The 20,066-nt window shown below is 70.4% G+C and carries 19 protein-coding genes; 11 read left to right on the forward strand and 8 right to left on the reverse strand.

The features are described 5' to 3' along the window. Nucleotides 1-45 precede the first annotated feature (45 nt). The 3 genes from serS (at nt 46) to KOI35_RS08355 (ending at nt 3,033) form a co-directional block, all read left to right on the forward strand. The gene (gene serS, locus KOI35_RS08345) at nt 46-1,308 is read left to right on the forward strand and encodes a serine--tRNA ligase (RefSeq protein WP_215785431.1); all 1,263 of its coding nucleotides are present in this window, start codon (nt 46-48) and stop codon (nt 1,306-1,308) included. Nucleotides 1,309-1,417: 109 nt separating this feature from the next. Next, complete coding sequence (locus KOI35_RS08350) at nt 1,418-2,230, forward strand: HAD family hydrolase (protein ID WP_215785432.1); 813 nt, start codon at nt 1,418-1,420, stop codon at nt 2,228-2,230. Further along, the gene (locus tag KOI35_RS08355; protein ID WP_215785433.1) at nt 2,230-3,033 is read left to right on the forward strand and encodes an HAD family hydrolase; all 804 of its coding nucleotides are present in this window, start codon (nt 2,230-2,232) and stop codon (nt 3,031-3,033) included. Before KOI35_RS08350 ends, KOI35_RS08355 begins: the two co-directional genes overlap by 1 nt. A 3-nt stretch (nt 3,034-3,036) precedes the next feature. On the opposite strand, the gene KOI35_RS08360 is transcribed toward KOI35_RS08355, so the two are convergent. Then, on the reverse strand, nt 3,037-3,603 hold the full coding sequence (locus KOI35_RS08360; RefSeq protein ID WP_215785434.1) for a bacterial proteasome activator family protein: 567 nt from the start codon (nt 3,601-3,603) through the stop codon (nt 3,037-3,039). A 107-nt stretch (nt 3,604-3,710) separates the two neighbouring features. Beyond that, nucleotides 3,711-4,535: a dimethylargininase gene (gene ddaH / locus KOI35_RS08365; RefSeq protein WP_369076847.1), complete on the reverse strand. Its 825-nt coding sequence runs from the start codon at nt 4,533-4,535 to the stop codon at nt 3,711-3,713. A gap of 66 nt (nt 4,536-4,601) precedes the next feature. Here ddaH and KOI35_RS08370 point away from each other — a divergent pair, with 66 nt between their 5' ends. Together KOI35_RS08370 and KOI35_RS08375 are read left to right on the forward strand one after the other, a co-directional pair. Then, complete coding sequence (locus KOI35_RS08370) at nt 4,602-5,060, forward strand: Lrp/AsnC family transcriptional regulator (RefSeq protein ID WP_215785435.1); 459 nt, start codon at nt 4,602-4,604, stop codon at nt 5,058-5,060. A gap of 70 nt (nt 5,061-5,130) precedes the next feature. Continuing rightward, the gene (locus KOI35_RS08375; RefSeq protein ID WP_215785436.1) at nt 5,131-6,942 is read left to right on the forward strand and encodes a beta-propeller domain-containing protein; all 1,812 of its coding nucleotides are present in this window, start codon (nt 5,131-5,133) and stop codon (nt 6,940-6,942) included. A 129-nt stretch (nt 6,943-7,071) separates the two neighbouring features. Here the strand turns inward: KOI35_RS08375 and KOI35_RS08380 are convergent, their stop codons facing one another. The 3 genes from KOI35_RS08380 to mobA form a co-directional block, all read right to left on the reverse strand. Beyond that, complete coding sequence (locus KOI35_RS08380; protein WP_215785437.1) at nt 7,072-8,160, reverse strand: T3SS (YopN, CesT) and YbjN peptide-binding chaperone 1; 1,089 nt, start codon at nt 8,158-8,160, stop codon at nt 7,072-7,074. Nucleotides 8,161-8,732: 572 nt separating this feature from the next. After that, nucleotides 8,733-8,987: a DUF6457 domain-containing protein gene (locus tag KOI35_RS08385; protein WP_215785438.1), complete on the reverse strand. Its 255-nt coding sequence runs from the start codon at nt 8,985-8,987 to the stop codon at nt 8,733-8,735. Nucleotides 8,988-9,479: 492 nt separating this feature from the next. Continuing rightward, nucleotides 9,480-10,079, reverse strand: a complete 600-nt coding sequence (gene mobA / locus KOI35_RS08390; protein WP_308120856.1) for a molybdenum cofactor guanylyltransferase — start codon at nt 10,077-10,079, stop codon at nt 9,480-9,482. A gap of 182 nt (nt 10,080-10,261) precedes the next feature. On the opposite strand from mobA, the gene fdhD reads away from it, so the two are divergent. Beyond that, a complete protein-coding gene (gene fdhD, locus KOI35_RS08395) occupies nt 10,262-11,089 on the forward strand; it encodes a formate dehydrogenase accessory sulfurtransferase FdhD (protein WP_215785439.1) in 828 nt (275 codons plus the stop codon). Here the strand turns inward: fdhD and KOI35_RS08400 are convergent. Both KOI35_RS08400 and KOI35_RS08405 read right to left on the reverse strand, forming a co-directional pair. Further along, nucleotides 11,079-12,056: a DUF4192 domain-containing protein gene (locus KOI35_RS08400; protein ID WP_215785440.1), complete on the reverse strand. Its 978-nt coding sequence runs from the start codon at nt 12,054-12,056 to the stop codon at nt 11,079-11,081. The genes fdhD and KOI35_RS08400 overlap by 11 nt on opposite strands. An 84-nt stretch (nt 12,057-12,140) precedes the next feature. Further along, nucleotides 12,141-12,644: a GNAT family N-acetyltransferase gene (locus KOI35_RS08405; RefSeq protein WP_215785441.1), complete on the reverse strand. Its 504-nt coding sequence runs from the start codon at nt 12,642-12,644 to the stop codon at nt 12,141-12,143. A 56-nt stretch (nt 12,645-12,700) separates the two neighbouring features. Here KOI35_RS08405 and KOI35_RS08410 point away from each other — a divergent pair, with 56 nt between their 5' ends. The 4 genes from KOI35_RS08410 to KOI35_RS08425 all read left to right on the forward strand — a co-directional run bounded on the left by KOI35_RS08410 (nt 12,701) and on the right by KOI35_RS08425 (nt 17,331). Further along, nucleotides 12,701-13,579, forward strand: a complete 879-nt coding sequence (locus KOI35_RS08410) for a fructosamine kinase family protein (protein WP_215785442.1) — start codon at nt 12,701-12,703, stop codon at nt 13,577-13,579. A 159-nt stretch (nt 13,580-13,738) separates the two neighbouring features. Beyond that, on the forward strand, nt 13,739-14,767 hold the full coding sequence (gene moaA / locus KOI35_RS08415) for a GTP 3',8-cyclase MoaA (RefSeq protein WP_215785443.1): 1,029 nt from the start codon (nt 13,739-13,741) through the stop codon (nt 14,765-14,767). Nucleotides 14,768-15,187: 420 nt separating this feature from the next. Next, nucleotides 15,188-15,436 (forward strand): MoaD/ThiS family protein, encoded by a 249-nt coding sequence (locus tag KOI35_RS08420; RefSeq protein WP_215785444.1) that lies wholly within the window; start codon nt 15,188-15,190, stop codon nt 15,434-15,436. A gap of 395 nt (nt 15,437-15,831) precedes the next feature. Beyond that, a complete protein-coding gene (locus KOI35_RS08425) occupies nt 15,832-17,331 on the forward strand; it encodes an MFS transporter (protein WP_215785445.1) in 1,500 nt (499 codons plus the stop codon). A gap of 200 nt (nt 17,332-17,531) precedes the next feature. On the opposite strand, the gene KOI35_RS08430 is transcribed toward KOI35_RS08425, so the two are convergent. Next, entirely contained in the window at nt 17,532-18,539 is a 1,008-nt protein-coding gene (locus KOI35_RS08430) for a LacI family DNA-binding transcriptional regulator (protein WP_215785446.1), read from the reverse strand. Between the two features lie 144 nt (nt 18,540-18,683). On the opposite strand from KOI35_RS08430, the gene KOI35_RS08435 reads away from it, so the two are divergent. After that, the gene (locus KOI35_RS08435; RefSeq protein WP_308120868.1) at nt 18,684-20,012 is read left to right on the forward strand and encodes a metallophosphoesterase; all 1,329 of its coding nucleotides are present in this window, start codon (nt 18,684-18,686) and stop codon (nt 20,010-20,012) included. Nucleotides 20,013-20,066: the final 54 nt, after the last annotated feature.

Raw genomic sequence — 20,066 nt, forward strand, 5'->3', positions numbered from 1 at the left:
TATCCGGGTGCTGACCGGACAGGGCCGCCGGTAGGCTCGACACTCGTGATTGACCTGCGTCTGCTTCGCGAAGACCCCGACCGGATCCGCGCCAGCCAGCGACTGCGTGGCGAGTCCACCGAGGCGGTGGACGACCTGCTGCGCGCCGACGAGGCCCGCCGATCGGCCACCCAGCGGTTCGAGGCTCTCCGGGCCGAACAGAAGTCACTGAGCAAGCAGGTTCCCAAGGCCTCCGGTGACGAGCGGGCCGCCCTGCTGGCCCGCACCAAGGAACTCGCGGGCGAGGTCAAGGCGGCCGACGCGGACACGGCGGCGGCCGACGAGGCGCTGCGCCAGGCCCACCTCGCGGTGTCGAACATCGTGCAGGACGGCGTGCCCCCGGGCGGCGAGGACGACTTCGTCGTGCTGCGCGAGGTCGGCGACATCCCGCAGATCGACAACCCGCGCGACCACCTCGAGATCGGTGAGGCCCTGCGGGCGATCGACACCGAGCGCGGGGCCAAGGTGTCGGGCTCGCGGTTCTACTTCCTCACCGGCGTCGGCGCCCTGCTGCAGCTCGGCCTTCTCCAGATGGCGATCGCCCAGGCGGTCGAGCACGGGTTCATCCCGTCGATCACGCCGTCGCTGGTGAAGCCGGAGTCGATGGAGGGCACCGGCTTCCTGGGCGCCCACGCGAGCGAGATCTACCGGCTCGAAGCCGACGACCTCTACCTCGTCGGTACGTCCGAGGTTCCGCTGGCGGCGTACCACTCGAACGAGATCATCGACCTCGAGAACGGTCCGGAGCGGTTCGCCGGGTGGTCGTCGTGTTATCGGCGCGAGGCCGGGTCGTACGGGAAAGACGTTCGTGGCATTTTGCGCGTCCACCAGTTCGACAAGGTGGAGATGTTCGCGTTCTGCAAGCCCGAAGACGCGGCGGCCGAGCACCTGCGCCTGCTCGCGATGGAGGAGGAGATGCTGGCCAAGGTCGAGATCCCCTACCGGGTGATCGACGTGGCCGGCGGTGACCTCGGGTCGAGCGCCTCGCGCAAATACGACTGCGAGGCCTGGGTGCCGTCGCAGGGCCGCTACCGCGAGGTCACCTCGACGTCGAACTGCACCACGTTCCAGGCGCGGCGGCTCAACATCCGCTACCGCGACGCCGACGGCAAGCCGCAGACCGCGGCGACGCTGAACGGCACCCTGGCCACCACGCGCTGGCTGATTCCGATCCTGGAGAACCACCAGCAGCCGGACGGTTCGGTGCGCGTCCCGAAGGCCCTGCAGCCGTACCTGGGTGGCCGCGACATCCTCGAACCTTCGCGCTAACGGTCTATACACCCCGCGACTACCAAAAGTTATAGCCGCTGGTAGTCGCGCGGGTGTACCGTTTTCCTTCCGCCCTCCGCGGGGGTTTCACCACCCTCGGAGGTATCAGATGGTCAAGCCTGGCCTTCCCAAGCTGATCGCCACGGATCTCGATGGCACTCTCGTCCGCAGTGACGACACCGTGTCCGCCTATACCCACGAGGTGCTCGACCGGGTCCGCGCGGCCGGCATCCGGGTCGTCGGCGCCACCGGCCGCGGGCCTCGGCTGACCTCACTCACCCGCAACGACATCCGCGACGCCGACTTCCTGGTGATGGCACAGGGCGGCTGGGTGCTCGACCAGGCCGAGTCGGCCTATCTGCTCCGCTCCCGCCTGTCCGGTTCCGTGCTGGCCCGGGTGCTGGCCGACCTCGAGGCCGAGGTGGGCGAACTGTCGGTGATGGTCGAGGCGCTCGAGCACGACGACTCGCCGCTCTGGGGCGACTACGACCCGACCTGGCGCTACCCGGTGGTGGTCGAGAAGCGCCCGCGGGCCGAATGCTGCACCGGTGACGTGATCAAGGCATTCGCCCGATCCTTCGCGTACGACGTCGACGACCTGCTCGCCGTGGCCCGCCGGATCGTTCCGGCCGAGGTGGCGTCGGTCACCCAGGCCGGCCTCAACTACGTCGAGATCTGCCCGGCGAACGTGGACAAAGGCACCGGCCTGGCCGTGGTCGCCGAGGCCGTCGGCGTCGACCCGGCCGACGTGCTGGTGTTCGGCGACATGCCCAATGACCTGCCGATGTTCGCCTGGGCGGGCTGGAGCCGGGTGGCCGTCGCCAACGCGCACGCCGAGCTGCGGGCGGTGGCCGACGAGGTGACGCTCACCAACGACGAGGACGGTGTGGCGGTCTATCTCGACCGGCTACTGTCGAGGTGATGACCTCGCCATACAAGCTGGTCGCCAGCGATATCGACGGCACCCTCATCCGCTCCGACGGGACCCTGAGCAAGCGCACCATCGAGGTGCTCGACGCTCTTCCGGTCCCGTTCGTCGTCGTCACCGGTCGCCCGGTGCGCTGGCTGCATCAGCTGTTCCAGCAGATGGCCGCGCCGGTGCCGGCGATCTGCGCGAACGGCGCGGTGATCTACGACGCCGAGGCCGACGAGGTGCTGCGCACCGATCCGCTCTCGGTCGAGATGCTGCTCGACGTGGCCAAGCGGCTGCGCGAGGCGGTGCCCGACGTCGCGCTGGCGGTCGAGGTCGAAGACGGACGCTCGTTCTGGTACGAGGAAGCCTGGCCGGTCCGCTGGGAGCCCGACAACAACCAGACCGTACGCGTCCTGGCCAGCCCCGAGGAACTGACCTCGGTGCCGGCCGTCAAACTGCTGGCCCGCTCGGCCCACCACGGCGCGGACGACTTCTACGAGCTGATCAGCCGCACGCTGGGCGACATCGCCACGACCACGCACTCGTCGACCAGTGCGCTGGTCGAGATCAGCGCGGCCGGCGTGACCAAGGCGGCCGGGCTGGCCTGGCACTGCGAGCGCTACGGCATCGACAAGTCCGAGGTGGTGGCGTTCGGCGACATGCCCAACGACATCCCGCTGCTGGCCTGGGCCGGGCACTCGGTGGCGATGGGCAACGCCCACCCCGCCGTCAAGGAGGTGGCCGACGAGGTCGGCCCGACCAACGATGAGGACGGGGTGGCGAACTACCTCGCCGAGGCCTTCGACCTCTAGCCGCTACAGGTACTGGCCGGTTCGACCGCCCTCGCCGCCCTCGCGGGGAGCGGGCATGCCGGGCATCGCGCCCATCGGCAGGGCGGGCCGGCCGCCGTTGCCGCCGCGCATCTGCTCGAGCTGGAGCCGGGCCGCCATCTGCTGCGCGACCAGGGCGGCCTGGATGCCGTGGAACAGCCCCTCGAGCCAGCCGACCAGCTGAGCCTGGGCGATCCGCAGCTCGGACTCGCTCGGCGGGGTGTCACCCTCGAACGGGAGGGACAGGCGCTCGAGCTCCTCCCGCAACTCGGGGGCCAGACCGTCCTCGAGCTCGGTGATCGAGCGCTGGTGGATCTCGCGGAGCCGGCCGCGGCTGGCCTCGTCGAGCGGCGCCGCGCGGACCTCCTCGAGCAGCTGCTTGATCATGCTGCCGATCCGCATGACCTTGGCCGGCTGCTCGATCAGGTTGCCGGGCTCCTCCGGGTTGACCGTCCCGTCGGCGTCGATCGTGCCCATCGGCCGCCCGTCGGGGCCGACCACGATGACAGAGCCGTCTTCCTGCTTCTCGGCGGTGCGCTGTTCGTCGGTCATGAGACCCATCTTCCCGCACGGGCACCAACCATTCGCCAGCGCCCATGCCGTTGTTTACCGTGTCTGCCGTCACGGTAATTCGGGATCGGCGTCGCGCCCTTGAGGTTTCAGGCCCGCAATTCGGCGACCGCGCACTTCACGCTGCCGCCGCCACGCTTGAGCTCGGACAGGTCGACGTGGACGGGCAGGTAGCCGGCCGCGCGCACCTTGTCGCCCATCGCCGTGGCCTCGGTGTTGAGGATCACGTGCCGGCCGTCGCTGACCAGGTTGAGCCCGAACGCCTCGGCGTCGGCCCGGTCAGCGATCACCGCGTCGGGGAAGAGCTGGGCCAGCACCCGCTGCGAGGCGGCCGAGAACGCGCCCGGATAGTAGGTGACGTTCCGGTCGTCGAGCGCGGCCAGGGCGGTGTCGAGGTGGTAGAAGGCCGGATCGACCAGACGCAGCGAGACGACCGGGCGACCGAGCACCTCCTGGGCCTCGGCGTGGGCGGCCGGATCGGTGCGGAAACCATAACCGGCGAGGACCATTCCCCCGTACGCCGCAGGAAGGTACGCGAAATCCCCTTCGCCCTCGTTGACGTGCTGCGGACCGGCGAACCGCCACCCCTGGCCGGCATAGAACTCGCGGTGCGCGTCGGCCTCGGCCCCACGCTCGGGATAGCGGAACCGGGCGCCGTAGACCATGCCGTCGATCGAGAACGCGCCGTTGGCGGCGTACACCATGTCGGGCAGCCCGGGCACGGCGTCCAGCACGTGCACCCGATGCCCGAGGTCGCCCAGGGTGTCGCGGAGGATCTCCCACTGCTTCAGGGCCAGCACGGCGTCGACCGGGACGGTGGTGTCCATCCACGGGTTGATCGCGTATTCGACCGTGAAGTGCTTCGGCGGACACATGAGATATGTCCGGTTTCGCGGCAGGCGCTCAGTCGTCACGCCCACAGCGTAGGTAGGCTGAGGTGGACGAAACAGCCAGAAATCTTGTCCGTTGGGGGCGAAACGTTGCAACTGGACGCCGTGGATCAGCGAATCGTTGCGTTGCTCGTGGCCGACGCTCGATCGTCGTACGCCGACATCGGCGCGAAGGTCTCGCTGTCCGCCCCCGCGGTCAAACGACGCGTCGACCGGCTCCGATCAAGTGGGGTGATCAAGGGCTTCACCACGGTGGTCGACCCGGCCGCGGTGGGGTGGACGACCGAGGCGTTCGTCGAGCTGTTCTGCACCGGGCGCACGACTCCGGCCCAGATCACGGTGGCCGCCCGGCGCCATCCCGAGGTGGTGGGGGCATACACGGTGTCAGGCCAGGCCGATGCTCTCGTGCATCTGCGGGCGGCCGACATCGGGCACCTCGAGCAGGTCCTCGAGCGGCTGCGGGCCGAACCGTTCGTCACGTCGACGCGCAGCATGATCGTGCTGTCCCGGTTGGTCGAGACGCCTACCCCGGTGCCCGCCCTGGAGTGACGCCCCTTCTCCGGCTTCTCCGGCTTCTCCGGGCGGGAACCGGCTCGGCTACCGGCCCGTCCAACCGGACATGTCGCGTCGATCCTGGCTCTGGTCCGCGCTCGCGGTTCTGCCGCTGGCCGGTTGCACGGCGTCCGCCGTCGAGACGCCCGCCCCCTCCCAGCCTCCTTTGAAGCTGGTCGCGTTCGACTCGTGCGGCCAGCTCGAGAAGGAGTTGCGGGCGGCCACCGAGTTGAGCAGCACGACCGCGCCCGGCGACACCCGCCTGGCCGTCCCGGACAGCGCCCGCGCGGCCGAGGCATCGGGTCCCAAGTCCTATTCGGGCACCAATGTGCACGAGGCGGGGGTCGACGAGCCCGACATCGTCAAGACCGACGGCCGCCGCATCGTCACGGTCTCCGGCGGGGTGCTGCGGGTCGTCGACGCGGCCGCCCGCACGCAGACGGGCCAGCTCGACCTCGGCCTCGAGGCCTTCGGCGAGCCGACGTTGCTGCTGGCCGGCGACCGCGCGCTGGTGCTGGCCGACGGGGGCGGATTCCGCTCGCTGCGCGACGACACCCGCATCATGAGGCCCGGTAACGGCCGTTCCGAGGTGCTGCTGGTCGACCTGGCGAGTGGCACGCCCCGCCTGATCAGCCGCTACCGGGGCGACGGCCGCATCGTCGACGCCCGGCAGACCGGCAGCGTGGCCCGGGTCGTGATCAGCAGCGGGCCGAAGATCGCGTTCCCGTGGCGTGGCGAGCCCGAGCCCGAGAACGTCATGCAGGACGACAAGAACACGATCGCGAATACGCCGGTGGATGCCTGGCTGCCCGACTGGGAGATCACCACCGGCGGCACCACCACGAAGGGGCAGCTCGACTGCTCGGCGGTGAGCCGGCCGGATTCGTTCTCGGGCCAGACGATGCTGCGGGTGCTGTCGTTCGACCTGAACGCGCCCGCGCTCGGGGCCGGCGATCCGGTGGCGGTGATGGCCGACGGCGACGCGGTCTATGGCACCGGCGACAGGCTCTACATCGCGAACAACCAGAGCTGGCGCTTCAACACCTCGGGCACCGGCAAGATCGCCGCGCCGGACGGCACCGACATCTACCGGTTCAGCCTGCCGCCGGTCGGTAAGCCGGCCTATGTCGCGTCCGGTGAGGTGCCGGGACACCTGCTCAACCAGTACTCGATGTCCTTCTGGGAGGGGCACCTGCGGGTGGCCACGACCAGCTGGACGGACGACGCCTCGGCGGTGCGGGTGCTGGCCGAGCGGGACGGGAAGCTGGTCGAGGTCGGCGCGGCCGAAGGACTGGGCCAGGGCGAAAAGATTTATTCCGTACGGTTCATCGGGTCCCGTGGCTACGTGGTGACCTTCCGGCAGACCGATCCGCTCTACAGCCTCGACCTGTCCGACCCGGCGAAACCCCGCGTCACCGGCGAACTGAAGATCACCGGGTATTCGGCGCATCTGCAGCCGGTCGGCGAGAACCGGCTGATCGGGATCGGTCAGGAGGCCGACCGCAAGGGTGTGCCGACCGGCCTGCAGATCTCGCTGTTCGACGTCAGCGATCCGGCCGCACCGAAACGGCTTGACCAGCACGTCGTCGCGGGTGGCCAGTCCGAGGCCGAAAACGACCCGCACGCCGTCCTCTGGTGGCCCGCGACCAACCTGCTCGTGCTGCCGGTGGCCGACGCGAAGTCGGCCGGCGCGCTGGCTGTGCACATCACCGGTGATCGCCTGCAGGGTCCGGCCCGGTTTTCCGCCACCTCGCGCGACGACGGCTCGATGCGCCGGGCGCTGGTGATCGGGGGCGACCTCTGGACCTTCACCGGCACCGGACTGATCGCCTCGAACGAATCCACTCTCGACCGCATCGCCGCGGTCGACCTGAGATAGGTCCCTCTGACCAGGGCTTGTTCCGACGGTCCGCCTCAGCCCCGCGTGGCCGCCGGAACGGGCTCTGCCTGAGCCGCCCGTCCCGTCCGCCCCGGCGGGGTGGGCGGCTTTCGGCTGTCCGTTACCCGGCTACAGATACATGCCGGTGCGGTGGTCGTCGGCCGGTTCCTTGGCCGGGGCCGGCTTGTCGCCCTCGCCGAAGAACCGCTTGCCGCCGAACTCGCCGTGCAACCGGTCGTCGAGCTCGTCGGCCAGACCGGTCATGACCTGCACGGCCAGCATCAGGTGGGTGGCCTGGAAGTTGCGCCCGAAGACCGGGATGGACGCCCACACCGTGTCCTGCGCGCAGTAGAGGCGCCCGATCGGCATCCGGTTGGTCAGCTCGGAGAGCTTCACATAGAGCTGCTCGGTCGGCTCGACCTCGGTCAGGATCGGCGAGAACACGTCGACCAGCGGCGGGTTGTCACGCACCCGGACAAACACCATGGCCGACCCGGCCCGGATGCCGATGTCGCCGTCCGCGTCCACCTGAAGCTGGTCGGTCGTCGTCTTGCTCATGGTGGCGACCACCGTGCGGACCCGGTCGTCGAGCGGGACGACCTCGTCGGCCGCGTCGGCCAGCGCCGCCGCCAACGAGCCGTCCTCGTCGAGGTCGTCGAGACTCAGGTCACCGTCGATGCTCGGCTCGTGCCGGGCGGTGGCCAGCGGCACGGTGTCGATCGGCTCGTCGTTCTCGTCGTGCACCAGATAGACGAGGAAGGCCGGGTGCGGCGCGCCGTAGACGTCGCGCAGGGTGCGCGCGACCACGGTGGCCAGCCGGTTCGAGTTGTCTTGAGTGGAGCTCAGCCCGAACGAGTCACCCGAGCCCGGCAGCACGCCCGGCGGCGACCAGCCCAGCGCGACCAGGTCGGCGATCGAGGCACGGTCCATCCGATAGCCCTCGGGCAGGCCCGCGTTGCCGATCGCCAGCGCCTCGACGACGCCGCCCTCGAGCACCCGGATGCTGACCGAATAGACGGCCATGCCGGTGCCCGACGCCGTCGGGTCGAGCGTCAGGTCGACGTGCGCCCCCGGCTCGAGGCCCGGTAGCACGCCGGCCAGGGCCCGCGCGAACTCCCGCCACGCCTCGCCGACCTTGGCGCGCAGATCGGCCGTGGTCGGCTCGTCGAGCAGCACACTGTCGTTGGACTCGCCGCTCTCGGCGCTGGATGCCGTCATGATCGTCACCTCCGCTCCCGCCACCCTATCGAGCGGCGTCCGCCGGTTCGCGCCCTCTCTCAGGTGCTGGGCGATTCTCCTCGCCCTCTCCTGGCGGACTGCTCACTTCCGGCTCACCCATGCAGCTACTTCGGCTCACCGATGCGACCTACCTTTGGCTCACCGACACGACTCACTTCGGCTCACTGACACGACTTACTTTTGGCTCACCGATGCGACGCCGTCTCGTCCTCGCCGACCGCCTCGCCGCTGGTCAGTCGCCTCGCGGGGCGCCCGGTCGGTCTCGTCGCGGGCGCTCAGTCGGGTTTCGGCCCGAGGTCGACGGGTCGCGCGTCGGCTTCCTCGGGCACTCCCCGCGAGCGCTCACTCGGTTTCCCCACGGGCGCTCACTCGGTTTCCGCGCGAGCGCTCAGTCGATTTCCCCGCGAGCGCTCAGTCGATTTCCCCGCGAGCGCTCACTCGGTCTCCCCACGGGCGCTCACTCGGTTTCCGCGCGAGCGCTCAGTCGGGTCTCCTCGCGAGCGCTCAGTCGGGTCTCCTCGCGGGCGCTCAGTCGGTTTCCTCGCGGGCGCTCAGTCGGTTTCCTCGCCGGTCGCCTCGGACGGCCAGTCGAGAGCCATGTCGGTGAGCTTGTCGGCCAGCACAGCCGGATCGGCGCCCCGACCAGCAGCGAGTCCCAACAGGTATGCCGTCACGGGCGCCCCCGGCCGCACCACTCCGTGGGCCACATCGCGGGCCAGGTCGAGCACCGTCTTGACCGGGACGTCGGCCGGGTCGATACCCGCTTCCCCAGCGGCGGCGATCACCCAGGCGTCCAGCTCGTTCATCGTGGTTCCCGTTCCCGTCGGCTCATCCTGCGAATTTCCCGCCATCTTTCCGCCTCGGGCCCAAGTTGATCATCGTGTTTCCGGCCACTCGCGTCCCACCCGCCACTCGCATCCCGCCCGGCCGCGCTCGCGTTGGACCCGGCCGCTCGCGTTGCACCCGGCTGCTCGCGTTGTACCCGGCCGCCACTCGCATCCCGCCCGGCCACCGCTCGCGTTGTGCCCAGCTGCTCCCGTTGCACCCGGCCGCTGTTCATGACGTGCCCGGCTGCAGCTCGTGACGTGCCCGGCTGCAGCTCGTGACGTGCCCGGCTCCTCGCCTCGTCGCCAACTGTCGGTCGCGGCCGCCCACAGACGTCGCGGGGCGCCCACAGACGTCACAGGCCCTCACGGACGTCGCGGGACGCCCACGGACGCCACAGGCCCTCACGGACGTCGCGGGACGCCCACGGACGTCACAGGCCCTCACAGACGCCGCGGGACCTCACGGACGGGTCAGCGGGCCCATTCCTCGGCGGTGCGCAGATCGTCGTCGGTGTCGCAGTCGAACCAGGGCGGCGGGCCCGGGCGGCGCCACGAGACCTCGGCCACCCGCAGATGCTCCATCAGCTCGCGGACGGAAGCGCCGTTCAGTCCACCGCGCTCCTCGGCCAGCCGGCCGACCGCCTCGCGCAGGGCGTTCGTCCGCCACACGCCGCACAGCATCTGACGGCGGCCCTCGGCGTCGCGATAGACCGCGCCCTGCATCGGGGCCGACTCGGCGGTGAGGCGCAGCACGTCGATCGCCTCGCCGGTGAGCAGCGGCAGGTCGGCCGCGAGCAGGGCCGTGTAGGTAACGCTTTCCGGCACCAGCGCAAGACCGGCCGCGGTCGCCGCCACCGGGCCTCCGCCGGGCGGATCTTCCCTGGTGGAATGCACCGGGACGGGCAGATCGGGCGGCACCGGCCCGACCACGACCCGGGGGTCGGCATCGTGCACCGCGGCGAGCACACGGGTCAGCATGGATTGGCCGGCCACGGGCAGGGTCGGCTTGTCCGCGCCACCCATCCGCCGCGCAGCTCCGCCGGCCAGCACCACCGCCGCAAATCCCCCCACGTACGTACCGTATCCCGACCGCGTGTCGAGCGTGACCGCGCGCTCAGTAACCGGTCGTGGATCACTCCCCCGTCCCGCCCGCCTCATCGATCACTACCGTTGCGCCGCGACGCCGGCCCGGCCGCCCCTCCCGTGGCTGAGCTGGTCGAGCCATCGGGTCGAAAGCGGCCTACGCTCGACCCATGGCGAGGACGATGACCAGGCGGCCGGTCGTAAAGATCAATCTCGACGTGCCCGGTGACCCCCGCCGACGCCCCGACGATCTCGCCGCCGAGGAGCCCCTGGAAATCCGGGTCCGCAAGACGCCCCTCGCGGTGACCATGCGCACCCCGGGGCAAGACATCGACCTCGCCATGGGCTTCCTCCTGACCGAGGGCGTGATCGGCCACGCCGAAGACGTGGTCACCGCCCAGCTCTGCGCGGGCACGGACACGCCGAACACCTACAACGTCGTCGACGTGGTGCTCGGGGCGGACGTGCCGCCGCCGGTCACCGACCCGAGCCGCAACTTCTATACGACCAGCTCGTGCGGTGTGTGCGGCAAGGCCAGCATCGACGCGGTCCGCACCCGGTCGCAGTTCGACGTGTCGGACGACCCGATGCGGATCCCGGCGAGCGTGCTGGCCGAGCTGCCCGATCGCCTGCGGGAGGCCCAGCGGACCTTCGACCGGACGGGCGGCCTGCACGCGGCCGGACTGTTCACCGCCGACGGCGAGCTGCTGGTGCTGCGGGAGGACGTGGGCCGGCACAACGCCGTCGACAAGGTGATCGGCCGGGCGCTGCGCGAGGGCCGGCTGCCGCTGACCGGTCACGTGCTGCTCGTCTCGGGGCGGGCCAGCTTCGAGCTCACCCAGAAGGCCTGGATGGCGGGCCTTCCCATGCTCGCCGCGGTGTCAGCTCCGAGCACCCTGGCCGCCGAACTCGCCGACGAAGCGGGCCTGACCCTGGTCGGCTTTCTCCGCGGCCGCAGCATGAACGTCTACACCGCGGCGGAGCGGGTCACCGTCTAGACGACCGGGCCCGTGGTGGCTTCAAATTCGCGACGGCGTCGTGGCTGATACCGGCGGCGAGCAGGCGATCGAACGTACGGGAAAGCCTGTGATCGGGGTCTTGCACCAGCGCCCGGTCGATCGCCACCCGGGCGAGCGCACCCATCCCCGCCCGCCACGCCACATAGGCCAGCAGGCAGGCCGGGCCGGGCACCCAGAAAGGATCGACCCGGCGGGTCACATCGGTCCACAGCGCGATGCGCCACGGCTCGTCCCGCGAGTTGTCCAGCGTGTGGCCCGTCACGGCCGGGTGGGCCAGCGCGACGCCCAGCTCGGCGATCTCCTCGGGCGTCAGCGCGCGGCCGGCGGCGTAACGTCGCTCGGCCCGGCGCACCAGGCGGCGGCCGGCCTTCTCGAGCGCCGGTCCCGACCAGCCAGCGGCCATGAAACGCGTGCAGACGTCGACGGTCAGATCGGCCATCCGCTCGCGTTCCTCACCCTCGGCCGGGGCGACCTGCGCGATCAGGGCGGCCCGGTTGGGCAACGCGACCTGCCCCTGAAAGATCGCCGAGGCGGCGACCGCCGAGTCGGGCCCGGGGACGGGCTTGCCCTCGGGCGGGCAGCAGGTCGGGCTGGTGCATCCGAGTCCCCACCAGCGCCCGTCGGTGATCCTCAGCTGGTCGCGCACCGGGACGCCGTGGCGGACGAGCTCGTCTCCGAGTACCTCGAGGGTCCGGATCACCGCCTCGGGCCGGCCGTAGCCGAGCACCGCCGCCTCCTGCAGCCGTTGCGCGGCGACCAGCCTCGCGATCGAGGTGACGCCGGCATGGTCGGGCGCCAGCAGATCGTGGCGGGCGGCGAAGGTCACCCGCGACCCGACCGTGCCGATCACGACGATGCTGTCGTCGGGGTGGAAGCTCAGCAGATAGGGCGTGACGGCGATGAAATCCGCGGACGAGCGAACGGTGAGGGTGCATTCGGGATCCATGCCGGGGAGCGTGGCCCGTCCCGCCGATCACCGCGGGGGCCTGTGGACGACACGCGGAGTTATCCACCGGCTAAGGAGTCGCGATCACGCCTTGAACTGCAGCTCGTGAAGTTCGACGCTTTCCGACTCGGCGTCCGGCTGCGACCGGTTGAGGTCGAGGGTCAGCTCGACCGACGAGAGCATGTCGTAGCCGGCCGCATGCAGGCTGCGGATCGCGTCGATGTTGCGCGACTCGGGGGAAATGGTCAGCGCGGTCATGCTGCGGCGGCGCGCCTCGGCGGCGACGTGGCGCAGCAGCTTGCGGCCCACGCCCTTGTGCCGGTGCGAGACCGTGACCACGATCGGCTCGACCTCGCCGGCCCGGCCCCGGATGACCAGCCCGACCATGCCGATCACCCCGTCGTCGGCGTGGTCGGCCACCCACAGGCCGCCCAGATCGAGCCGGGTGAGGTATTCCTCGAACCCTTCGCCGCCGTCCTCGTCCGGCACGCCGTACATCCGGTTGTGCTGGTTGGTCAGCTCGGACCACAGGCGACGGCCCGCGGAGTGGTCACTCGGACGGTACGAACGCACTGTGACAGGGCTCATGCCGACATTTTGACTCCGATTTCGGGCATCCGTAAGCCGAAGCGCAAGATAAGGCCGTGGACCAGGCGTACTTGCGCGCGCACCCGGAGCACCTCCCGACATTTCTCACCCATCAACGCCTTCGTGAGACCCCCGTGGGCGGTGGCAGCACGTGCTCGGCCAGCCGCCTCACACTCGACGACGGGACGTCGGTCTTCGCCAAGACGTGGCGGTCGGGCGAGCCGCCGGAGGGGTTCTTCGCGGCTGAGGCGTCCGGTCTGGCCTGGCTGGGCGAGGCGGGAGCGCCGGTCCCCGAGGTGATCGCCGCGCTGCCGACCATGCTCGCGACCGAGTGGATCGAGCCCGGCGAGCCCACCCGTTCCGCGGCCGAGCAGCTCGGACGCGATCTGGCCACGCTGCATCGGGCCTCGGCGGGTGCGTTCGGCGCGCGCTGGACCGGCTTCATCGGCCCGCTCGCCCTCGACAACACACCGGCCACCGGCGCGTGGGGTGCGTGGTTCGCCGAACGCCGCCTGCAGCCCTACCTGCGACTTTCGGCCGACCGGGGCGCCCTCACGACCACTGAGATCGGCCTGGTCGAGCAGATCATCAACACCATTTCCCCGTACGGGGGGAAGGAGCCTCCCAGCCGCACCCACGGGGATCTCTGGCCCGGGAACGTGCTGTGGGCCGCGGACGGGCGGGCCCGCCTCGTCGATCCGGCCGCGCAGGGTGGTCACCGCGAGACCGACCTGGCCGAGTTGGCCCTGTTCGGTGGTGTGCCGCACCTGGCGACGGTTCTGGACGCGTATCACGAGGCGTATCCGCTGGCCGATGGCTGGGAGGCCCGCGTACCTCTGCATCAGCTTCATCTGCTGCTGGTGCATACGGCGGCGTTCGGTGGGGGCTATCGCGACGCCGTCCGTACGGCTGCTCAGTCCGCACTGCGCGGCTGATTTGCGGGGCTTTGTGCGGCTCCGTTGCGTGGCGGCGTGGTTTGTGCCGCGCGAGGGTGAGCCGGCCTGTTGTCCACAGGGCAGTCTTGTTGTCCACAGGACGATCTCGGGAGCGGTCGCCGGGCGCGGAAGCGGATAGATTCTGATGGTGACCATGCGATGGAGATCGGCGGCTCGACCGTGATCCCGCTCGCCGACCGGTTCGGGCGGGTGGCGACCGATCTGCGCGTGTCGCTCACCGACCGCTGCAATCTGCGCTGCACCTATTGCATGCCCGAAGAGGGGCTGGCCTGGCTGCCGCGTCCGGAGCTGCTGACCGACGACGAGGTAATCCGGCTGATCCGGGTCGCGGTCGAGAGACTCGGCGTTCGCGAAGTGCGGTTCACCGGCGGCGAGCCCCTGCTGCGGCGCGGGCTGACCAGCATCGTGCAGGCGGCCGCGGCACTCTCGCCCCGGCCCACGCTGATGCTCACCACCAACGGCATCGGGCTCGAACGGCTCGCGGCGCCGCTGCGCGATGCGGGCCTCGACCGGGTCAACGTCTCCCTCGACACGCTCGACCCGGAGCGGTTCCAGGCGTTGACCCGTCGCGACCGGCACGCCGACGTGCTGCGGGGTCTGGCCGCGGCGGCCACGGCCGGTCTGACCCCGGTAAAGATCAATACGGTGCTGATGCGCGACATCAACGACGACGAGGCACCCGCTCTGCTGCGCTTCGCGCTCGATCACGGCTACCAGCTGCGCTTCATCGAGCAGATGCCGCTCGACGCCCAGCATCGATGGGACCGCCACACGATGGTCACAGCCGACGAGATCCTGGCGTCGCTGGCCCCGTACGGCTTGCAGCCCGACGTGGTTTCACGTGGAACGTCGCCCGCCGAAACCTGGCTGGTCCCCGGCCACCTAGACGCTGCCGGCGAACCGGCCCGAGTCGGCGTCATCGGCAGCGTGACCAGGCCTTTCTGCGGCGATTGCGACCGCACCCGCCTGACCGCCGACGGCCAGGTGCGCAACTGTCTCTTCGCGACCGAAGAGAGCGACTTACGCAAACTGCTCCGCGACGACGCCCACGACGACGAGTTGGCCGAGGCCTGGCGGGTCGCCATGAGCGGCAAACGGGCCGGCCACGGCATCGACGACCCCACCTTCCTCCAGCCGGCCCGCCCGATGTCAGCAATCGGTGGCTGACATGCACAGACGCGCGCCCTCAGCGGCCGACCGCAGCGCGCACCCCCGGCCGTCGATCACCAACCTCAGCAGCCCAACCGCCTCCGACAGCACCCGAACCGCGACGCCGGCTTCGAACCAAGCCGGCAGGCCGCGCGTCATCCACGACCGGGTTGCGGCTCGCCCTTTCGATCAGCCCAACGGACCACTCACCAACCACCGCCCGGTCGCGACCAGCTCGCCAGGTCACCGGGCCACGGTCCACTCTTTCGACCAGCCCAGCGAACCGCTCACCAACCACCGCCCGGTCGCAGCCACCTCGCCGAGTGACCGGGCCACGGTCCACTCCCTCGACCAGCTCAACGGACCACTCACCCAGCACGGCCCGGTCGCGGCCGGCTCGTTGGGTGAGTCGCTCGACCTTTGCGATGGGAGACTCTCGTGGCGACACTGAACGTCCGCTACTTCGCTGGGGCGCGGGCGGCGGCGGGTGGGGTGCGAGCCGAGCCGGCCGAGGCGGCGACGCTCGAGGAGCTCAAGCAGCTGCTGACCGACCGTCATGGCGAGCGGCTGGGCGTGGTGCTCAAGGCCGCGAGCTTCCTGGTCGATGGCCTGAGCTGTCACGACCAGACGGCGTCCCTCCCCGCCGACGCCACGATCGACGTTCTTCCCCCCTTCGCGGGCGGATAGCCGGCGTCATCCGGGTCACCAGCCGGCCAGCACGACGCCCGGTCTGACCGGCTCGCGGGATCTCGTCGCCGGACTCCGGACGCCACTCGCAGCGCTCTGACTCCGTGGGCGCCATTCCGTGCCTTGGTTCCAGGATCCGGGCACGGTGCTTCGTCGGCCCGCGCGCTTCCGGGATCCGGGCACGGCGCTTCGCCCGCCTGTGCGGTTCCGAGGCCGGGCGCGTTGCTTTGCCCGCCCGCGCCTGGTGGACGTCCCCCATCACGGCCCGAACACCGCCGGCACGGCGGCCGGGCGCTGAGATTTCTGGTTGGGGCCGCTTCTCCTGGAACCGCTCCCACCCCTACCGTGCCGCTTGGTCGCTTACGACAGCGCGGCCGGTTGCGCCATCAATTCGCATGTTCGAGCCGCGTTTTGGCCGACACGAACTGGCATTTTGCGCGTATTTGAGCTTTTTGGATGGCGAACCCGGGTGCGCTGAGGGACTTCTGGCGGAGGAGTTGGACATGGAACGCGTCGCTGAGGAACGGCAGGCTTCGGCTGGTGTCGGCGGCGAGTCGGCGCTGCGGCTGACGTTTCGCACGCCGCTGTATCGGGGCGCGACCGTTGCCATGTTCCTGTCCGGTCTGGGGTTCTCGGCGGCGGCCCCGCAGATCGCGTCGTTCCTGGTCAACGAGCTCGGCGGGTCGCTCACCGAGGCCGGACTGTTCTATCTGACCAGCCTCACCGCCCCGGTGGCCGGCTATCTGGTCGGGGCACGGTCGGACCGGACCGGTCGCCGGCTGGGACTCTTCCGTCTCTGTGCTGCCGCGGGCTTCGTGGGCTGGGCCGGCATCGCGTTGTCGACTCAGCTGTGGATGCCCTACGTGTTGAGTGCGGTTGCGCTCGCCTTCGCCGGAGCTGCGGCCTCGCAATTGTTCGCCGCCCTGCACGACGAGTTGAGCGCCCGCCCGAGCCCCAACAACGACGGTGTGGTCGCGGTCGTGCGGATGGCTTTGACCGGCGGTTGGGTGGTCGGGCCGGTGGCCGGGGCGTTCCTGGCCACGCAGACGTCGCTGCGCGTCATGCTCTTCGCGACGGCGCTCTGCACGCTGGCCCAGATCGTTCCGCTCGGACTTACTCGAACGAGAGCGTCGCAATCCCCACCCACGTTGTCGGCGGGAACGACACTCGCAACAGAGCCGGGAGCTCCACTCGCGTCGCCCGCCGAAACACCGACCGCTGCGTGGTCGGGCGCACCCCGAGTGGAGTCACCGGAAGCGCAGGCAGCAGGGCCGGCGGTTGCAGGGCCGGCGGAAGCGCGGGCTGTGGGGTCGGGTGTTCGCGGGCCGGGAGTTCGGGCGATGGTGCCGCTGCTGGTGTTCACGGGGCTCTACGTGCTGGTCTACGCGGGCGAATCGATCAAGTACGCCTACCTGCCGATCTATATGAATCAGCAGCTGGCGTTCCCGGCGGGGCTCAGCGGCGCGATCATCGGGATTCAGCCGCTCGTCGAGATCGTGCTGATGCCGATCGCGGTCGTCGTGGCGCGCCGGACCGGGATGTTGCGGCTGATGGTGCTGGGCGCGGGGTTCGGTGTCGTGGCCAACGTCTGCTTTGCCGCGACCGGCACGGCGGCCGGACTGTTCGCGGGGCAGATCCTCATGGGTGGCGTGTGGGGAGTCTTCGCGGCGCTCGGCATCATCGTGGCTCAGCGCCTGCTGCCGACGGCCGTCGCCACCGCGTCCGCCATCTTCATGAGTTCCACCGCGATCAGTTCCGCACTGGGCGGCGCCGCCGGAGGCATCGGAGCCGCGGTCGTCGGGCTGCCCCACGTGTTCGCCATTCCCGCGGTGCTCTCGCTGGCCGCCGTCGCCGGCCTGGCCGTCATGACCCGCAAGACGCGACCCGCGCTCTGAGTGGGCCGGCCGAAGACCAGGCGCCGTCATGACCCGCAAGACGCGACCCGCGCTCTGAGCGGGCCCCGGCCGAAGACCAGGCGCAGGCCGCGCGACCAACAAACGGTCGCCCGCACATTCCGGACGACGCCAGGACCGCCGAGCACCGGCACGCGGACACCGCCAAACGCCTGGCGACCGCCGACGAGCAGGGGATGGTGTCAGGCGGATGGGCGGCGGGCGGTGCTTTCGCGGGGCACGAGGGTGACCGGGAGGCACTGTCGATAGCTGGGTGGGACGTCGCCGTCGAGCAGTAGGCGGGTTGCGGCGGCCGCCATCTGCTCGACCGGCATGCGCATGGTGGTCAGGGGTGGGTTTGCGCATACGGCGGCGATGCTGTCGTCGAAGCCCACAACGCTGACGTCGTACGGGACCCGGCGTCCGCTTGCCGTGATGGCCTGGACGGCGCCGGCCGCCATCAGGTCGCAGGAGACGAACATCGCGTCGATCTCGGGGTGCTTCTCGAGCAGACGCTGGGCGGCGGCGTAGCCGTCCTCGCGGCGGAAGTTGCCGCCATCGGCCAGGGTCGGCAAGTTCAGCGCCTGGGTCGCCTGCCGGTAGCCGGCCCGTCGCTGGCGAGCGTCCGCGCTCTGCTCGGGACCGTAGATCTCGGCGATGTGGCGGCGGCCCAGTGAGTGCAGGTATTCGACCGCCGCGTAGGCGCCGCCGGTGTTGTCGGCGTCGATCGAGGCCACCAGGGATGAGGTGGCTGACAATGACACCACCCGGCGGCACTGCTGTTGCAGGCGCAGGGTCATGGCGGCCGGCACGTCGGTCAGCACCATGCCGACGCTCGCCCGGGTGGCGATCGCGTCGGCGGCGTCGAGGTCGTCGGGCCGGGCGATGACCTGGATGCGCACCTGCACGTCGGTGCCCTGCAGAGCGTCGGTGACGCCGGCCAGCACCCGGCTGTAGTACGGATGCGAACCCAGCCAGCCGATCGCCGGGCCGTGCGTCACCGCCACCACGTCGACGGCCCGCTGCCGGCCGGACGCCAGGGCCCGCGCGGTCTGGTCCGGAACGTGGCCCAGCTCGGCCATCGCCCGGCGGACCCGCTCGCGCACCGGCGGGGAGGCGCCGGGCTCGTTGTTCATGACGCGGGACACCGCCGACCGGGACACGCCGGCCCGGTCGGCCACGTCCTTGATCGTGGGCTTCGCCTTGCTCACCCGCGTGCCTCCGGCCCGTCGAAAGAACAGTCGTCAGGACAACGGAACCAGCCAAGGGATCAAGCGATCAAGGTGGGCTGGTCAGTGCGCTCTCAGGAACAGCCTGGACACTGTGCGGTGAGTGAAGCTGGGGAGGACGTCTTGGTGGTATTCGTCGGGCTGATTCTGGTCGTGATCGGCCTGATCCACTTCTATCTGTGGAAGCGGCTCGTCAAAGATCCGCTACCGGCGGGACGGGCGCGGCGCATCGGTGCGGTCGTGGCCGTGGTGCTGGCCGTGCTGGCGCCGGCCACGCTCATCGGGGTGCGGTCGGGGGCTCTGCCGTGGCTGGCCTGGCCGGGCTACCTGTGGATCGCGCTCATGTTCTACCTGCTGGTCACGCTGGCCGTGCTCGAGATTCCCCGGCTCGCGGTGGTGCTGGTGTGGCGCTCACGGAGGCGTACGGGAAAGGGAAGCGCGACCGTCGCCGCCCAGAGGGACCCGGGCGAGCCCGCCGCAGGCGAAGGACAGGCCGAGCCGGGCCAGGTCCTGACGCTGGTTGACGAAGAAAATGCCGGTAAAGCCGGCGAAGAGCGGACGCGCGACAAAACGGGCGATGCCAGCAACGCCACCGGGGCCAGCAGCGCAGACGGCGGCGAGAAAGCAGAACCGGGCATCGAAAGGCGTCTGCTGCTGGCGCGCGGGGCGGCGATCTTCGCGGGACTGACGGCGGCCGGCGTGACCGGCTACGGCGTGAAGACGGCGCTCGGCAATCCGCAGATCGCGCGCGTCCAGGTGCCGCTGGCCAAGCTGCCGCGGGCCATGGACGGAACGCGGCTGGCCGTGGTGTCCGACATCCACCTCGGGCCGCTGACCGGCATCAATCACACCCGGCGCATCGTCGACGTGATCAATTCGGTGCAGGCGGACATCGTGTGCGTCGTCGGTGACCTTGTGGACGGCAGCGTGGCAGAACTCGGGCGGCTCGCGGCGCCGCTGGCCGAGATCCAGTCGCGGCAGGGGGCGTATTTCGTGACCGGGAACCACGAGTACTACTCGGGCTTCCAGGAGTGGGTCGACGAGGTCGCGCGGCTCAACGTGCGGCCGTTGCGCAACGAGCGCCTGGAACTCGGCGGCCTCGACCTGGCCGGCGTCAACGACCTGGGTGGCGCCGACATGGGCGACCCGGCCGACTTCCAGAAGGCGCTCGGCGATCGCGACCCGTCCCGGCCGGTGGTGCTGATGGCGCACCAGCCGATCGCCGTCCACGACGCCGCCCCGTTCGGGGTTGATCTGCAGGTTTCCGGCCACACGCACGGCGGCCAGATGGCACCCTTCAACCTGCTGGTACGCCTGGAACAGCCGGTCGTGTCCGGTTTGGGCAAGGTCGACGGCGTTCCGGTGTATGTGACCAACGGCGCCGGATTCTGGGGCCCGCCGGTGCGGGTGGGCGCGCCGCCACAGGTGAGCGTGGTCGAGCTGCGCGCCACGTAGCGAACATCAAGATCCGTAATTTCGTCAAGGCGTGGCGATTCGTGCGAGGACTGG

The organism is Paractinoplanes bogorensis (assembly GCF_018829635.1).
Classification (GTDB): Bacteria; Actinomycetota; Actinomycetes; order Mycobacteriales; family Micromonosporaceae; genus Actinoplanes; species Actinoplanes bogorensis.

Coding starts and splice junctions, on each gene's coding strand:
- KOI35_RS08350 (WP_215785432.1), top strand. CDS start 1,418: ATGGTCAAGCCTGGCCTTCCCAAGCTGATCGCCACGGATCTCGATGGC.
- KOI35_RS08355 (WP_215785433.1), top strand. CDS start 2,230: ATGACCTCGCCATACAAGCTGGTCGCCAGCGATATCGACGGCACCCTC.
- KOI35_RS08360 (WP_215785434.1), bottom strand. CDS start 3,603: ATGACCGACGAACAGCGCACCGCCGAGAAGCAGGAAGACGGCTCTGTC.
- KOI35_RS08375 (WP_215785436.1), top strand. CDS start 5,131: ATGTCGCGTCGATCCTGGCTCTGGTCCGCGCTCGCGGTTCTGCCGCTG.
- KOI35_RS08380 (WP_215785437.1), bottom strand. CDS start 8,160: ATGACGGCATCCAGCGCCGAGAGCGGCGAGTCCAACGACAGTGTGCTG.
- KOI35_RS08385 (WP_215785438.1), bottom strand. CDS start 8,987: ATGAACGAGCTGGACGCCTGGGTGATCGCCGCCGCTGGGGAAGCGGGT.
- fdhD (WP_215785439.1), top strand. CDS start 10,262: ATGGCGAGGACGATGACCAGGCGGCCGGTCGTAAAGATCAATCTCGAC.
- KOI35_RS08400 (WP_215785440.1), bottom strand. CDS start 12,056: ATGGATCCCGAATGCACCCTCACCGTTCGCTCGTCCGCGGATTTCATC.
- KOI35_RS08405 (WP_215785441.1), bottom strand. CDS start 12,644: ATGAGCCCTGTCACAGTGCGTTCGTACCGTCCGAGTGACCACTCCGCG.
- moaA (WP_215785443.1), top strand. CDS start 13,739: ATGGAGATCGGCGGCTCGACCGTGATCCCGCTCGCCGACCGGTTCGGG.
- KOI35_RS08425 (WP_215785445.1), top strand. CDS start 15,832: ATGTTCGAGCCGCGTTTTGGCCGACACGAACTGGCATTTTGCGCGTAT.